The following is a 17,206-nucleotide window of genomic DNA, read 5'->3' as shown; positions in this document are numbered from 1 at the left end:
TTAAAATTAAAGCCTTGATGAGTTAATGGTTATTTTAAGTCATCAAGGCTTTCTTTGTTAGTCGCTAAGCGAATTTAAGTACTGCTGCAAAACCTGCGCTGTAGTTGCATTTTTTAATTGCAGCTGATGCTGTTTGAACCAATCATCCGCAACACCATCTTCATTAGCATCAACGATTGCAGGAACCCCTGTAAATTCCTGTTTATATGCATCCCAATTACCAATTAGCTCAAACTCATGATCAATCAAACCATTTTTCTTTATCGCGACACTATCAGCGAGCTGTTGATAAACAAGCGTATCAATACTGTCATGGAAATAGCCATGTGCATTACGACTTGCTCCTATATGTTGCCCTTTAATGGCATCACTAAATGCTTGCTTTGCACTAACATAAACCATGGTTGTTTGCATGGGTGATGTAATGATTGGTTTATCACTTAACCACTGGCTATTTTCATCACTGATAGTGCGTTTTGCTTTGACTGCTTTGCGATAATTTACACCTAAATAATTATGCTCAGTCAGTTGTGGGTTATTCTCAAGTACATTTCCCATAATATATGCCTGATTTTCTTTGATCTCTGGGGAATACCAAATATCAGCAAACTGCATGATCTTACTTGCTTTACCTGGTTTATAATAATTGTTGATCAAGTTAAAACGACCATTTTCTGATCCATAAACATTATTATGTCCCCAGTTAAAAATAATATTATTGATAAGCTCAACAAACTCTTCATCTTGTGCATACGGTGATTTAAGTCTATGACCATTGAGCCTAGGCGTTCTACTGGCATGATTGGCAATTATATTATTAATAAAGCTCGCATTTGCCCCGCCCCAAATGCCACCATAGCCATGATCGCCTTTAGGGTGAATTGAATGGCTTAAACTATGTGAAATAATTGAATCTTGTAACGTAAAGTTACGGTTATTATAAAAGCTCGCGGTTTCATCCACTGACCAACTCAATGAACAATGATCAATAATGACATTCTCACTGTTACGCACCGTTAATGAATCATCAGCATAACCAAATGTACCTAAGCGAAAGCGTAAGTAGCGAATAATCACATTATCTGCGGATGAAACCGTCACAGGTGCACCAACAATGGCAATCCCACCTGGCGAACTTTGCCCTGCGATGGTTATATTTCCATGTGAGATTTTAAGTTCCCCTGCCAATTTGATCACACCCGATACCGCAAATACGACAGTGCGAGGATGCTTTTGCACAATTGCATAGCGAAGGCTGCCTGGTTGCGGTTTATCTAAATTATCTTCTAATGTAGTGACTCTATAAAGCGTGCCATTAATGCCCCCAGTTGCGTACTTACCAAACCCTTTTGCCGTTGGAAAAGCCAATGGTGTGTTAACTTGTGAAGCGTATAAATTAGTCGAAACAAAAACCGTTAACACAATAATGATGCTTAGTAATACGATATTGAGATAGTTTAAATTATTATTCTTCAGAACTTGCATAATGTTCCTTGGCTATTTCGTTTTTAATGCTGGTTAAAATAAAAAATTGTCAATATGTAAATTGACAGTTTCATTAATACAGTGTTAACTTCATGTTATTCCATTCTGCCACCGGTGGCAAGTTGGAATTTGAATCAACGGGAATCCCATATCTTGCACACACAATTAAAAGCCTGGAAAAGGAACAAAGATGAAGAGCATGAGATTAAGCACGATCGCAGCAGCATTAATGGTAGCTATGCCACTTTATGCGCAAACAGCTGATCCTGTACAGCCAAAGGTAGAAAGTGACAAACCAACAACAAACGCCGAAATAACAGCAGATAAAAAAAACGTAGAAGCTGAAGATGATATTGAAATCATTGCTGTAACAGGCGTTTATCAAGCAGATTTAAAAGCACGTGCTATGGAGCGCGATGCAAAAGCATTTAGCTCAGTGATTGCCACGGATGACATGGGAAACTTTGTTGACCAAAATGTTGCAGAATCACTTCGTCGAATTCCAGGTGTGACACTTGAACGCAGTGAAGGTGAAGGAAAATACATTGCCGTGCGTGGTTTAGGCCCTAAATTCGTATCAGTGAGCATGAATGGTGCAGAACTGTCTGGCGCAGGTGATGACCGTAAAATTGGCCTTGATGGCATCACCAGTGATTCACTCGGTGCAATTGAAGTATTTAAAACCCTTACCCCAGATATGAACCTCAATTCAATTGGTGGTGCAGTCAACGTAAAAGCCATCTCTGCCTATGATCGTGGTAAAAACACATTAAAAATGAAGCTACAAAATTCATACAGTGAATTACGCGAAGAGCAATCGCCTAAATTTAGCATTGATGGTACACAACTATTTTTAGATGAGAAAATAGGGGTTGGTTTTGCTCTATCCTATGAAGACAGAAAAACCCAAGTAGATGAAGTACGCCATCATAGCACCCGCGAATTAAACTTTTTACAAGGGGGAATTGGTCTAAGCGAAGAAGAACTCAGTGTCGCCCCAGAAATTTTGATCCCCGCGCAACTCGAAAACCGCCGTGAAATTGCTGATCGAACACGTACCACCGCAACTTTAAATGTTGAGTTTAAGCCAACCGCAGACAGTTTTTATTACATACGAGGTAACTACTCAAATTACACCGATAATGACGTCGCACAAAGAGAGTTTTATAACTTTTATAACGGCGACCAAGCAGATGAAATTATCTATGTAAATACTGATACAAAAGAGTTTGCGCTGTCTGATATCGATATTTACAACCAATTTTTCATTCAAGAAGGTGAAACGACTACAACCAATTACAGCATCGGTGGTGAAAACTATATTACCGATACTTTACGCGTAGATTATGAATATGCGTATTCAAAAACAGATGATAAATCAGTGGGGGATCGCCGAGTTCAGTTTCGTGAGCGTGAGAATATCGTTTACGGTCAAGCAACTAAAAACAATATTGTTGCACAGGTGCTAACTCCTGAAGAAGCTGCTGCCTTAGGTGGTTTTGCGTTAGATCCAGATAATGATGTTTTTGCCGGTGAAGCCGATGGTGATATCAGCGATTTATCAAATATGGAATACGACAACTTATTTATGGAAGACAGTGTCCGCACTGATGAAGTCACCAGTATCAAGTTAAACTTACAAAAAGACTTTGATTTTGAGTACCTTAATTTCATTAAAATTGGTGGCACTTATAACGAACGCGAACACTTCCGTGATAAAGATCGCTGGAGCTATGCAATAAACCCTCTCGATTGTGGAACGGATGAAACCTGCATTACAGTCGCCAACTCAAATGTTACTGATTATAACTTTGCGGTTCCTGAGGGTGGCTTATTTACCTATCCTTTTGTTAGCAACGAAGACCTTGAGTACATAGTTGACTCAACTAAAATTACGCGCGACAGTGCCACCGGTGGCGAAGTGTCAATTGACAGCACCAAAGAAGACTATACCTTATACGAAGATACCTACGCAGCTTATATTATGACTGAGCTGCAGCTATCAGAGCAGGTCAGTGTTATTACCGGTGTACGCTATGCACATACCGAATTTTCATCAACCGGTTATATGTCATTATCAAATGATGATTGGAATTTTGGCGGTGATCACACCTTAGATATTTCGGTACCTTTACCTGAGGCATCCATTACCTACAGTGAATTTTTCCCAAGTATGCATATACGCTACGAACCAAATCCTGAAATGTTGGTTCGTACATCACTGTGGACTAGTTATACCCGCCCTTCGTTTAAGCAAGCGCGTGGTTATGCGCGTTTTGATAGTGATATTAGTTTATGTGATCCAACGACTAATGAATGCTACAACTCACCAGATGGACAAAGCGCAATTGATTTACAAGGCTATATTTTAGGGCCTGACAATGCGTTACAAGTAGGTAACCCAAATTTGGTGGCAATGACTTCGGATAACTTTGATGCTTCGTTTGGCTGGTATCCATCAAAAGAGTTATTTATGGAAGCTGCAGTATTTTACAAAAATATTGATAACTTCATCGTCGATGTCACTGGTATTCAAATGAGCATAGATGAGCTCCCGCTTACTTTACCTGTAAACCAAGTATCTGATTTTGCAATTCCTCAAGATCTTGCTCTAAATCAGGTTGATATCACCCTCAATGGTGATAAAGCCACAGTCTACGGGATTGAGCTTAGTTACAATCAGTTCTTCGAAAATGGCTTATTTTGGCAAAGTAATATGACCTTTGTAAAAAGTGAAGCCGAACTCGACGCCACTATTCGTCAAGACAAAATGCAGCTACCAGGCCAAGCAGATATCACCGGTAACATTGCTGTTGGTTGGGAAGATGAGACTTTCTCGTTACGCCTAATTAGTAATTACCGCTCAGATATCCTTGAAGAGGTTGGCTCTTGTCCCGTATCAGCTTCTGTATCAGACCCACATACCTGTAAGTCATGGGCTGATATATACCAAGACGATATCTTAACCTTTGATATGAAAGTGAAATATGATTTTACGAAAAGCCTCAGCGTGTATTTTGACGCGATTAACTTAACCGATGAAGCAGATTTACGTTATTTCAAAGGTAATGATTTATCCGGTGGTGAAATCCTCTATCAACGTGAAGATTATGGTCGTACGTTCCAGTTAGGTATGAATTATAAATTTTATTAACAGCTACTAATAATGAAAAACGTTAATTTCACACACAATTAACGCGTTAATGACGCGCTTTCATCCTTGGAGGGATGCATGAATAATACAATAAAAATACCATCGTGTTTGCTGATCACCGCGATCTTAGCAGGCTGCGGTGAAGATAGTTCTATCAATGTCAAAGAAGCCCCGTTACCACCAGTGCAAGGGGTATTTGTTGACAGCCCTGTTGCTGGTTTAACCTACAACAGCCCATCAATAAGCAATGGTGTAACAAACGCAAATGGACAATTCGATTACTTTAGAGGTGAAGCTATCGATTTCTCAATTGGTGCACTTACCTTCCCTACGGTCTCTGCCGCCAATGTATTAACTCCACTTGCTTTATTTTCGACAGATACCGTGTTTCATCCTGCTGTTATTAATAGTTTGCGTTTATTACAGTCACTAGATGTTGATGGTGATCCTAGCAATGGCATCACCATCAGCGAGCAAGCAGCACAAGCAGCCGTTATGACTTTAGCCGAAGGACAAACGATTACGGACTATTTTAGTAGCGATGAGTTTGAGGCAAACGTTAATGCGTGGCTCGCTGATGCAGGCTCAGCTAATAATACCTTAATTCCAGCTGATCAAGCGATTGTGCACTTTGTTGATTTTATTTTTAAGCAATACAACAGCACACAACCTTTAGCATTTAATACTGCCGATTTTAGCGGAACATTGTATAACCCGTTAGTACAAGGCAGTGAGGCAAGTATTGCACAGTTGATATTAACGCCCGTTGATGAAGCAAACCTTAGTGGAACATTCAGCCAAGTAGTGGATGGTAACGAAACAGTAACAGGCAATTATTCGTTTTTATTCGGTAACCGTGTACTTGCACTGACCTCAGTTGAGGGCGAGTCTGCTACCACTGAGTATATAATCTCTCGTTCGCATAATACGGTTAATAACACCTACAGTGTTTGTGCCACCAGCGATGCAAGCGCACTGGCAACACTGGTGCTTACTTGTGATAGTAATGATGATGCTAAAAACAATATTTTAGTGTTCTCCGAACAACAAGCTCAAGAAGAGCTAGTTAAACTCAATGATTTAGCACAGCAAGCTGGTTTAGCCTTAATTGAAGAGTTTGATACTGACACTGAAACATTTTTCTCATCGAGCTATAAAAGCTTATCGGATGAGCAAGGCAGCGGCCCGTTATATTTTAAAAGTGGCGGTAGTGCAAAAATTGACGATGTAGCAGGCCACCTAATTCTAGAAGGCGACCGTATTACAATCGGTAATACTCTGCCCGGCAAAGAATCAACAGCGACTGATAGCTCAGGTGTGGGGATTTATAATTTAAGCGAAGGGTTTACCATTAGCTTTGATGTTATTTCTCATAATAGTGCCGGTGGATTATCGCTGTATGTTGATAATAATACTGCCAGTCAAAGTAATTCAGTGCATGGTGGTGCTTCAAAGTTTTATGGTAAAGACATAAACGAAACCAACACCCCTGCAGGTCAACGGTTTTCATATACCTACATTCCAGGCGAAGATGTAAATACTGGCCCTGATCTGACTCATGTCGATGCCCGCGGTATTTTAAATCCTGAGATTAAAAATTCATATTTCCAAATACGCACTGATTCAGCGGCAATGATTGTCATTGATAACTTAACCATTGAAACAGTGGCAACCGACGTACCAGATGTTGAACCACCGGTTGAACCACCGATTGATCCTCCTGTGGAAGGCGAGATCCCAACAGTAGAATTACCAATTACCACTGACTTTACCGCACTTACTGCGGATATTTTCTCTGTTGATCATCAAAAAATTATTGATGCAAACGACGATGAAATCCCCATGTTTAGCAAAACAGGCGGCTCAGTCACTGTGATTGATACTGGATTAGAACTCAATGGAGGTCGTTTCACATTAGGTAACACCACCCCAGGTATTGAAACAGCAGCAACGGATACCACCACCAGTGGAGCGCTGGATTTGTCTCGTCCTTATCAAGTGGTGATGGATATTGTCAGTATAAGTGACCCTGAAGGTGATAATAAATTCCAAATTTATGTGGATAACAACTCATCAAGCAGTTCTAAATCAATCCATGGTAATGACTCACGTTTTTATAATGAATTGATCAACTCGCTTACTGCTGGTCAAACTTTAACAGTACCCGGAAAGCTTGCGACTAAAAACTCATTTTTACAGTTACGTACCGAAACAGGCGGCACTGTGGTTATCAATAACCTCAGAGTTGAGTATGTTAAAGATCCATCTGTATTTAGCTGCACGGATGCACCTGAACTGTATTTTTGTGATGACTTTGCCAATGGTGATTTAAATAATTGGCAAATTTTAGCCAAGCCAGATAACACTGAATCCCCAATGGGTGAGTTTGATGTACTTAATATCATGGGTAATAACATGATGCGATACACCGCAGGCGGTGCTGGGGGCGAGCTAATTTTAGCCACTGAAGAAGCTATGGCAAACGTGCCTTCGACAGGTAACTACTTTGTTGAAGCGAAAATTCGCCCGCGCCAGAACTCTACCACGGCCAATAAGCAGATCTTTTTGATGGCACGCTATTTAAATGCCGGTAATTGGTACGCCGGTGGCTTAAATGTGCAAAACTCATCAAGCAGTACGCAAGTGGAAGTTGCCGTTAGTAGCGAAGGGTCGATTGCGCGTCCAGTGCAAACAAAATCACCAATCTTACTCGGTGAAAAAGGCGCTACAGAAGACGGCGTTTGGTACACCACTCGATTTGAGATGATTGATGATCAACTTACCGTATACTTAGATGGTGAGAAAATGGGCTCTGCGACTGATACCAGCTATACAGCGCGTGGCTTAATTGGTGTGTTTACGAATAATCGTTCGTTTGAAATTGATGATGTAAAAGTGGGCGACCCTAGTATCAAGCCAATTCAGTTAACCCTTGATTACAAAGAGCCTAATTGGGACACAAGTACCAGTATGGATCCATTGTTGATCAACGTTACAGCGATTAAAAACGACGGTATCACAGCCGACACCTACACGGTCACTTCAAGCAATGAAGCAGTGGTGAGCGTTACAATCGATGGAAATGCGATCACCCTTACACCGATTGCTGCAGGCGATGCAACGATCACATTTGTATCGGATTCAGACCCAAGTATTACCCGTACTATTAAAGTCTCTGTTGCAGAAGGCTTTGTTATGCCAACTGCTGACTATGGTGATTTAACAGCTAAAGTAATGCCAGCGATTGCTAGCGATAACCAATTTGTTGATACCCAATTATCGCTTACTTTTGATAACGCCCCTACCTTTGGTAGTTTAGGTGAAGTTCGTATTTATAAGCAAAACGACAACACCCTAGTTGATACCCTCAAAGTGGGTAAAAATGTCGATGTGATAGGCTACACCGGCCAGGATAAAGTCCGCTCTGTGTACTACTACCCGCTCACAATTGAAGGCAATACCTTAACCATTAAACCGCATAATAATGTGCTTGAATATGGCCATACTTATCGTGTTGTCATTGGTGATGATGTGGTATTAGGCGCACAACTCAACGGTACTGATTTTATTGGCCTCGGTGATAATAGCCAATGGACGTTCACCACTAAAGTGACAACGCCGGCAAGCAATCAACTATTGGTTGATGATGACGGTGTAGCTGACTTTAGAACCGTGCAAGGTGCACTTAACTTTGCAATGGCAAATCTTGCTAAAGATGAGCAAACCACCATTTCAGTCAAAGATGGTGTATATAATGAACTGCTATTCTTACGTAATAAAAATAACGTAACTATACAAGGGCAAAGCCAAGACAATACTATTATTCAGTACGAAAACTTCGAAACACTCAATGGTGGCTCAGGTGGCAGTGCGCCTGTAGGTTCTGGCACACCGGGTGGCGGTCGTGGTGTATTCTTAGTTGAAGGTGGGGATATGTTAGTGATCAACAACCTAACATTGAAAAACACGCATTTGCGTAACAAGGTTGATTCAAACCAAGCTGAAACAATTTACTTTAATAGTAATGGTCGTTTAGTGGCTAATAATGCCAGCTTTATTAGCGAACAAGATACCCTATTACTGAAAGGTTATAGCTGGTTCTACAACAGCTTAGTTGCTGGTAATGTTGACTTTATTTGGGGCTACCCAGTTACCGCATTATTTGAAAGCAGTGAAATACGCACTATAGGTGACTCTAAAGACAATGACCCAACGAAAGACACCTCTGGAGGCTATGTATTACAAGCACGCGTACCTGTGCAAACAGATCCTGGCTTTATCTTTTTAAACAGTAGTTTTACTCATGGCCCAGGACCAATTGGCAATGATGTGTTAGATAATTCAACCTATATTGCACGCAGTGGTGGCAGTGACACATATTTCGATAACATAACGCTTATCAATAATAAGTTTGATACCCACATTGCAACCTCAGGTTGGGCTGTGCAAGGTGTTAACAGTCAACCTGCACCAAATCCAGAAATTGCAACGGCTACCAGTGGCTGGCGCGAGTATGGCAGCATGGATTTAGCAGGTAATGCCCTTGATTTAAGTGCCCGTGTTGGCGGTTACATTATGCAAGACAGCGACGTGGTTAACTTACTTGAGCGTAATGCTATTTTTGCAAGCTTTAATGATGGCCAAGGTTGGACACCTGAACCACTAGCAATCCCAATCTTGCCAGATGAGCCAATTGCAATTACACCGGTGAATAATAGTCTGGGTTTTGCTGGTTATAATTTTAACCTAACCGGTGGCGAAGGTGGAACAGTCGTGACCGTTGATAATGGCACAGCGCTTAAATCGGCTTTAGCACAAGCAAAATCATCAGGTGTTCCAGTGACTATTTATGTCGACGGTGTCATTACTGATGCAAACAGTGGCGGCGATAATTCTTCTATCGAAATTAAAGATATGGATAATATCTCAATCATTGGTGTGGCAGATCGTGGTGAGCTAAGTGGTATCGGCATTGCTATTCGTCGTGCTAATAACATCATTATCCAAAACTTAAAAATCCATGAAGTACTTACCGGCGGTAAAGATGGTATTTCGATTGAAGGTGATGAAAATAAACCTACCGCGAATATCTGGATTGATCATAACGAACTCTATTCATCGTTAAATGTTGATCAAGATTATTATGATGGTTTAATCGATTCTAAATCGGGTGCTGAAAACATTACCATTTCATATAACTATATTCACGATAGCTGGAAAACGTCACTCCATGGTCACAGTGATGATGACTCGAGCAGCAATAAGAATCGTCATATTACCTTTCACCATAACCGCTTTGAAAACATCATATCGCGTGTTCCGTTGTTTAGATTTGGTCTAGGCCATATATTCAACAACTATTATAACAATATCACCTCTAGCGCGATTAACTCACGAATGGGCGCAGAGCTACATATTGAGAATAACTACTTTGAGCATACTAAAAATCCTGTGGTCTCTTTTTACTCAAAAGTAATTGGTTATTGGAATACCTCGGGTAACTACCTAGGTGAAGGCGTTACTTGGGGTGATGTGGCTGACGGCGATGTGGCAGCAGAGGTTACTGCTACAGGTATGACACCCACCAGCTCATACCAAGCACCTTACGAGTATAAGTTAACTCCAGTAATGGACGTTAAAGCGCATGTTATTGGCCATGCCGGTATTGGTAAAATAGATCAAAGCGATTTAGACATCCCAGACATTGCAGCGCCAAGTGAGCCACCTGTGCAACAGCCGCTTGGTTTACCATTTACTGAAAATTTTGCCGCAGCAAATGCTGACGAATTTTTTAGTAATAGCTACCGCGACCTATCAGGTTTAGCGGGTACGGGGACCCCGCTGTTTCATCGTGTCACTGGCACAATCGATGTATCCGCTGGGCAACTAACCATGACAGGTGCACGTATTAGCATTGCCAATACCACCCCTGCGGTGAATACCACCTCAGCGGATGCAAGCACAACGGGTCTACTTGATTTAAGTAACAACTATCAAGTGAGCTTTAAAGTCGCGGCTGTAGCAGGTAACACCGCAAAAAGCTTCCAAATATATGTAGATAACAATACCTCAGGTAGCGCTAATTCGATCCATGGCGGCTCTTCAAAGTTTTATTCAGTAAAACTTGAAGAGCTCGTCCCTGGTCAAACGTACACCGTCGATGGGTTGGTAGCCACAGCAACCTCATTCATCACTCTCAGAACGGAAAGTGAAGCAACTATCACATTGGATGAAATAACCATCCAATAGTTGTAATGAGAGCAGCCAAGCGCTGCTTTCACACAATTTGATAGTTACCAATACCCTTGCCCGCACAGCAAGGGTATTTTTTTTATCTATATCATTCCTTTCTCTTTGTGCAATAAAATCTTTAAGTGAATAATTCACAAAGAGATTAATAGGCGCTGCGGGTAAAGAGCGAGGGCATAAAGTAAACGTTTTAAATTGAGTTAGTAATTTTTCAAGTATGGATGCAGGAGGTGGAGCAATGCAGGAGTAATTGCCGAGAACAACTACATGTCAAAATTCCTGCCTTGTTAGCACTGTATTTATCTGTCGCTATAAATGGTCAGTAACTTAATACGATTAGTATCAAACTTGGAGGAACTTGCAGCGCTCAAAATCTTCCAGATATTAAAAACGAGCGCTATGAATTTTATCCTTTAGGCAGCATATCGGCCGTTTGGTTTAACAGCGATATTTGATGCTATTTTATCAAAGGTGCTCCTCAAATTTAATTAGCTTATGAATTAAATCAAAAAAGTATATTGGATTACGGATAGAAGTAAGCGCCCTACTGTCAGTTAGGCGCTTTATATGTCTGTAACAAAAAGGTTATTATGGGGGGTAATCGGTACTATTTAGCGCATCTGTTAGTAGATTCACGCTTCACTAAATAAGGAGTGACTACGTCATCTAATTTAATTTTTTCACTTTGTGTCGATTGGCTTTTATTAATGAGTTTTTGCACCGCTAAACATGCCATATTTTGTACCGGTCTTCGAATAGTCGTTAGCGATGGAATGATCCGTGAAGCCAAAATATTATCATCAAAACCTGCTACTGATAGCTGTTCTGGTACTTTGATATTTAAATTACTGGCAACCCGTAATACCCCAGCCGCCATTTCGTCGTTGTTAGCAACAATGGCCGTTGGTCTTGGTTCAGTGCTTAACAATGTCATAGCGCACTCAATACCACTTTCGTAACTATTTTTGCCTTCAATAATACGATTTCCTGGCAGTTGCACATTACATTGTTGCAGTTCAGCTAAAAATCCAGCTAAGCGTTCGATTGAAGAACGATAAACTTGCGGTCCAGAAATAAAACCAATGTCTTTATGACCAAGTTCAACCAAGTAGCTGGCCATTTCTTTCATTGCTGCGCGTTCGTCTGAGACCACAATATTATCAGCATCATCTAAATCTACCGATGCTAAGCGCACATAAGGACAACCTGCTTCACGAATTGCTGCAGCCAACTCTTTGTTTTCAGATACTGGCGGTAAAATAATCACGCCATCAAGCTTAGAGCGAGAGATAAATGACAGGCAATCGTCAATAAATTCAGCACTTTTAGAGTAACTAGGATGAACAACCAATTCATAGCCAAGTTCAGAGCAGACGCTTAATGCACCTCGTTGCACCTGATCAATATACAATGCATCGGGGTTATCATAAATTAAACCTAATAAGTAAGAACGACTTGATGCCAGCCCCCGAGCTTGTTTGTCAGGAGAAAAACCAACTTCGCTGATAATTTTAAGCACTCGCTCTCGCGTCGCTTCACCCACAGCGGGAGAGCGGTTGATCACACGTGAAACTGTGCGCTTTGAAACACCACACAGCTTAGCTACATCATTAATCGTTACTGACATAAAAGTTCCTATTTAGGATGATTGCAAAGTTTAACACTAACCGTAGATCCATAGAAGTAGTTAGTCAGCTCTTGTTATACATTGACTACTTTGATTTAAAAGAAAAATGGAGCTGTTGAGCTCCATCACAGATTTGTTTGATTAAGTTGGCCTAAACGCTGGCAAATAAATTATCCCAAGTTCAGGTTAGTTACTCGATTAAACCAAATAAACGCGGTAACGTTTCACTGATCGCCGGTACATATGTAACCAACATCAATACCAGAAACATCACAGCATACAGCGGCATCATTGGCTTAATTATTTTATGTAACGATGTTTTCGCCACCGCACAACTGACAAACAGCACACTCCCAACTGGCGGAGACACCAAGCCAATTGATAAGTTTAATACAATCATAATCCCAAATTGAATCGGCGACATACCAAATTGCTCAGCTACCGGTAAAAAGATCGGTGTAAAAATCAATACCGCAGGCGTCATATCAATAAACGCGCCAACCAAAATTAAAATCAGATTGATTAACAACAAGATTAAAATCGGATTATCACTGAGTGTTAAAAAGAACTCACTGACCAGCTGTGGAATATGTGTGTATGACAATAACCACGACATGCCCGAAGACGCGGCAATGATCAGCATTACAATAGCCGTTGTTTCACAAGCTTTTAGTAATATAGCAGGCATTTCAGCTATATTGATTTCTTTGTAGATAAATACCGACAGTATTAAAGCATAAATAACGGCAATAGCGCCGGCTTCAGTTGCGGTAAATACACCGCCAATAATGCCGCCAATAACAATAAAAATAAGCAACAAGCTTGGCAAAGCTGCGAGTATTTTTTTCATCACAATGTTAAATGGCAGTCTTGCTGTTACTGGGTAGTTGTTTTTAATCGAGTAAATAGCGCAAACAATCATCAATGCCAGCCCTACTAAAATACCCGGTAAGTAGCCGGCAATAAATAATGCCGCAATCGACACCCCACCACTGGCGATGGCATAGATAATTAAAATATTACTCGGTGGTATTAACATGCCCGTAGTGGCTGCACTTGCGGTAACCGCCGCAGCAAAACTGGCACTGTAACCATGTTTTTTCATTTCTGGCACCATAAAACTACCAATCGCCGATGTGGCTGCAACGGCAGAGCCTGATATTGCACCAAATAACATGCACGACATTACATTTACGAGTGCCAGGCCGCCGGGTAAAAAGCCTATCATCGCCATAGCACATTCAATCAGCCGTTTAGCAATGCCGCCTTGACCCATTATCAATCCAGACAAGATAAAAAATGGGATTGCCAATAATGCGAAACTATCAATGCCACCGGCCATTTGTTGGGCTATGGTCGTGGTGGCAGGCGTAAAATCAATGTGCATTAATAGCGCTGCTAATGTTGATAGCGCAATACACAAAGAAATAGGTACATTAATAAATAACAATACAAAAAAACAAACGATTAAAACAATTGCTGTTAAGTCCATTACGCTTCCTCCGTGAATTTTTGCTGTGCATAATTGATCAGGTTTTCAATGCAATTAATCACAATCAACACCCCGCTCAGCGGTAAAACGATATACACATAACCCATGTTGATCTCAAGCGCCGCTGAGGTTTGCTTTAATTCAAAGCTCAGCATCATCAATTGGCTGCCGCCATACACTAAAATACTTAATGCTGTGATCAGCACGCAGATTTCGATTACAAATGAACACTTATACCTAAGTGACGGGATCATTTTTTGATAAAACAGATCAAGTCCTAAATGTGCTTTAGTACGATACGCATACGAAGCGCCCAAGACACCAATCCAAATCAGGATAAAACGCGCTAACTCTTCGGTGTATGAGCTCGGTGCACGTAAAATAAATCGTGAAAATACTTGCCAACAAACAACGGTTACAATTGCTATCATGGCCAAAATCAGTAATCGCTCTATGATGCGATTTAAGTGTGTGTTGAGTTGTCGCATTGTTTGCTCCTACATGCTTTTTATTTTTTTAATGTGAGCTGCAACCGCTGTATCAGCGAACGAAGCATGAAAATCAGCCACTTTATCTTGAAACGCTTGTTTGTCAGGGTAGGTCACTTGTACGCCTTCTGCGATAACTGCTTTAAGCGCCTCATCAGATGCGTTTTGCCACAATGAACGTTGGTACTCAACAGAGTCGGCCATCGCTTGGGTTAACCACTGTTGTTGTTCGTTGTTAAGTGAGTTCCAAACTTCTAAGCTTGCTAAAATTACATCTGGAACAAAGGTATGTTCGTCCAGCGAATAATATTTAGCGATTTCGTAATGACGAGATAAGTAATAGCTTGGCGGATTGTTCTCTGCGCCATCAACTACACCTTGTTGCAGTGCGGCATATAATTCGCCCCATGCAATCGGTGCTGCAGCGCCGCCTAAAGCCTGCACTGTTGCTACTGCTGTAGGGCTATTTAACACGCGAATTTTTTTACCTATTAAATCATCTGGGGTATTAATCGCGCCATTGGTGGTGTAAAAGCTGCGGCTGCCTGCATCGTAATAGCCCAAACCTTTAAGCCTTGCAGTGCTCACTTTATTAAGTAGATCGGTGCCTAAGTCACTTTTAAGTACACGCCAAAAATGTTCACTATCGCGAAACAAATACGGAATGCCAAACACTTTCATCTCAGGTACAAAGCCTTCCAGCGGGCTTGCCGATACTTTAGTGATTGATAAACTTCCAATTTGTAACAACTCAATGAGTTCACGTTCAGACCCCAACTGACCACCTGGATAGATAACAATTTCCATTGTGCCATTTGAATAAAATGCCAAACGTTCAGCCATATATTCCATTGCTTGATGCACCACATGGCGGGTGTCTAATGTATGTGCCAAAGTTAATCGCACTGTTTTTTTGTCATCAGTGCAACTAGTTAGCAAAAATAACGACAAAACTAGCATTATCTTTATGAGAAGATTTCTATTCATTATTATTTCTTCTTATCGCTATATGATCATTAAAGAGCTGATTATCTCAGCTCGCTTGGTTGATATTTATCCATATCATCATAATCGAGGTTTTCACCAGCCATGCCCCAAATAAAACTGTAGTTTTGTGTGCCAGCACCTGAGTGAATTGACCATGGTGGCGATACCACTGCTTGCTCGTTATGTACCCAAATATGGCGAGTTTCAGTCGGCTCGCCCATAAAGTGACACACCGCTTGCTGCTCTGGCACTTCAAAATAAAAATACACTTCGTTGCGACGATCATGCTGATGAGCTGGCATGGTATTCCAGACGCTGCCTGGTTTTAATTCCGTTAGCCCCATTTGTAGTTGGCATGTTTGTACTACGGTATTGATCAGCATCTGATTAATATCGCGCTCATTGGAGGTTTCAAGCGCACCTAAATGCAATACATTGGCATCATTACGTGTCACTAACTTATTTGGATATTTGTGGTGAGCTGGTGCAGAATTAAGATAAAATTTTGCCGGATTGCCACTGTCATGACTAGTAAACAGCACCTCATTGGTATCTTTACCTAAATACAAGGCATCTTTATAGCCAAGCTGAAAATCTTCTCCATCAGCAGTCACCGTGCCGCTGCCGCCAACATTGATCACACCAAGCTCTCTACCCGTTAAAAAGTTTGCTGCTTTTAAGTTGTCTACCGTTTCTAACCTAAGCGGTGCGCTGGTTGGCACCGCACTGCCCACCATAAAACGCTCGTAGTGAGTGTATAACCAATAAATGGTGTTCTCTTGCATGAGTTTGTCGACCAAAAACTCATCTCTTAACTGTTGGGTGTCATAGCCTTTAACTTCATTTGGACCAACGGCATAACGTGACTCTATTTGTGTGCTCATAACATGCTACCTAAAATTAAAAATTATCGTGCTAACCAGCCACCATCAACCGCGAGAATATGGCCATTGACATAGTCACTGGCTGTTGATGATAAAAATATGGCTGAACCAATTAAGTCTTCTGCTTCACCCCAACGCCCCGCAGGGATACGCTTTTCAATTTCACTATTACGAGCGGCATCATCTTGTAATGCTTGGGTGTTATCGGTTCTAAAATAACCTGGCGCAATAGCATTAACCTGAATATTGTGTTGCGCCCATTCGTTTGCCAGCGCTTTAGTAAGACCCGCTACCGCATGTTTGCTCGCGGTATATGCTGGGACTGTCATACCGCCGCTGTATGACAGCATTGAGGCAATATTAATTATTTTGCCAAACCCTTGTTTGATCATGTTTGGCGCAACCGCTTGGGCCAATAAAAAACTGGCATCAAGGTTTACTTTCATCACGTTCTGCCATTGCTCATACGGGTAATCCACCGCAGGGCTGCGAAATATTGTGCCGCCAACATTAACCAAAATATCAATACCGCCATGATTAGCTAAGGCTGTAGCTGCTAAGGCATTCACTGAATCCGTATTACTCAAATCAGCTGCATAATCATACGCCTCACCACCGCGCTCTTTGATCATCTGACACGTTGCTTGGCAGCCGTGCTCTTTACTACTACTGCAAATAACCTTGGCGCCAGCAGCTGCTAAACCCAGTGCAATTTGTTGACCCAGTCCGCGGCTTGCACCGGTGACGAGTGCCGTTTTTGAAGTTAGATCAAACAAAGTGGCTGTCATTTTAAATTCCTGTATAAAGTGTTTATTACGTAATTACTAATTCAATGTAAAT

The 17,206-nt window shown here is 41.3% G+C and carries 9 protein-coding genes; 2 read left to right on the top strand and 7 right to left on the bottom strand.

The window, feature by feature from the left end; all coding sequences use genetic code 11:
* Positions 1-57: 57 nt before the first annotated feature.
* The gene (locus tag H5187_RS10880; RefSeq protein WP_182794179.1) at positions 58-1,485 is read right to left on the bottom strand and encodes a polysaccharide lyase family 1 protein; all 1,428 of its coding nucleotides are present in this window, start codon (positions 1,483-1,485) and stop codon (positions 58-60) included.
* Positions 1,486-1,675: 190 nt separating this feature from the next.
* On the opposite strand from H5187_RS10880, the gene H5187_RS10875 reads away from it, so the two are divergent.
* Together H5187_RS10875 and H5187_RS10870 are read left to right on the top strand one after the other, a co-directional pair.
* Positions 1,676-4,639, top strand: a complete 2,964-nt coding sequence (locus tag H5187_RS10875; protein ID WP_182797858.1) for a TonB-dependent receptor — start codon at positions 1,676-1,678, stop codon at positions 4,637-4,639.
* Positions 4,640-4,717: 78 nt separating this feature from the next.
* On the top strand, positions 4,718-10,888 hold the full coding sequence (locus H5187_RS10870) for a pectinesterase family protein (protein ID WP_182797857.1): 6,171 nt from the start codon (positions 4,718-4,720) through the stop codon (positions 10,886-10,888).
* A 607-nt stretch (positions 10,889-11,495) separates the two neighbouring features.
* On the opposite strand, the gene H5187_RS10865 is transcribed toward H5187_RS10870, so the two are convergent.
* The 6 genes from H5187_RS10865 to H5187_RS10840 form a co-directional block, all read right to left on the bottom strand.
* Positions 11,496-12,515: a LacI family DNA-binding transcriptional regulator gene (locus H5187_RS10865; RefSeq protein WP_145239108.1), complete on the bottom strand. Its 1,020-nt coding sequence runs from the start codon at positions 12,513-12,515 to the stop codon at positions 11,496-11,498.
* 190 nt (positions 12,516-12,705) lie between these two features.
* Positions 12,706-14,007 carry a TRAP transporter large permease gene (locus H5187_RS10860; protein WP_145239111.1) on the bottom strand — a complete coding sequence of 434 codons (1,302 nt, stop codon included), beginning with the start codon at positions 14,005-14,007 and terminating at the stop codon, positions 12,706-12,708.
* Entirely contained in the window at positions 14,007-14,495 is a 489-nt protein-coding gene (locus tag H5187_RS10855) for a TRAP transporter small permease (RefSeq protein WP_145239113.1), read from the bottom strand. Before H5187_RS10855 ends, H5187_RS10860 begins: the two co-directional genes overlap by 1 nt.
* Positions 14,496-14,504: 9 nt before the next feature.
* Positions 14,505-15,482 carry a TRAP transporter substrate-binding protein gene (locus H5187_RS10850; protein WP_259397119.1) on the bottom strand — a complete coding sequence of 326 codons (978 nt, stop codon included), beginning with the start codon at positions 15,480-15,482 and terminating at the stop codon, positions 14,505-14,507.
* A 41-nt stretch (positions 15,483-15,523) separates the two neighbouring features.
* A complete protein-coding gene (gene kduI, locus H5187_RS10845) occupies positions 15,524-16,366 on the bottom strand; it encodes a 5-dehydro-4-deoxy-D-glucuronate isomerase (RefSeq protein ID WP_145239116.1) in 843 nt (280 codons plus the stop codon).
* A 23-nt stretch (positions 16,367-16,389) separates the two neighbouring features.
* Positions 16,390-17,154 (bottom strand): SDR family oxidoreductase, encoded by a 765-nt coding sequence (locus H5187_RS10840; RefSeq protein ID WP_145239119.1) that lies wholly within the window; start codon positions 17,152-17,154, stop codon positions 16,390-16,392.
* Positions 17,155-17,206 lie beyond the last annotated feature (52 nt).

Source organism: Pseudoalteromonas sp. SG44-1 (genome assembly GCF_014164315.1).
GTDB lineage: Bacteria > Pseudomonadota > Gammaproteobacteria > Enterobacterales > Alteromonadaceae > Pseudoalteromonas > Pseudoalteromonas rhizosphaerae.
This window is presented reverse-complemented; position numbering and strand designations above follow the sequence as displayed.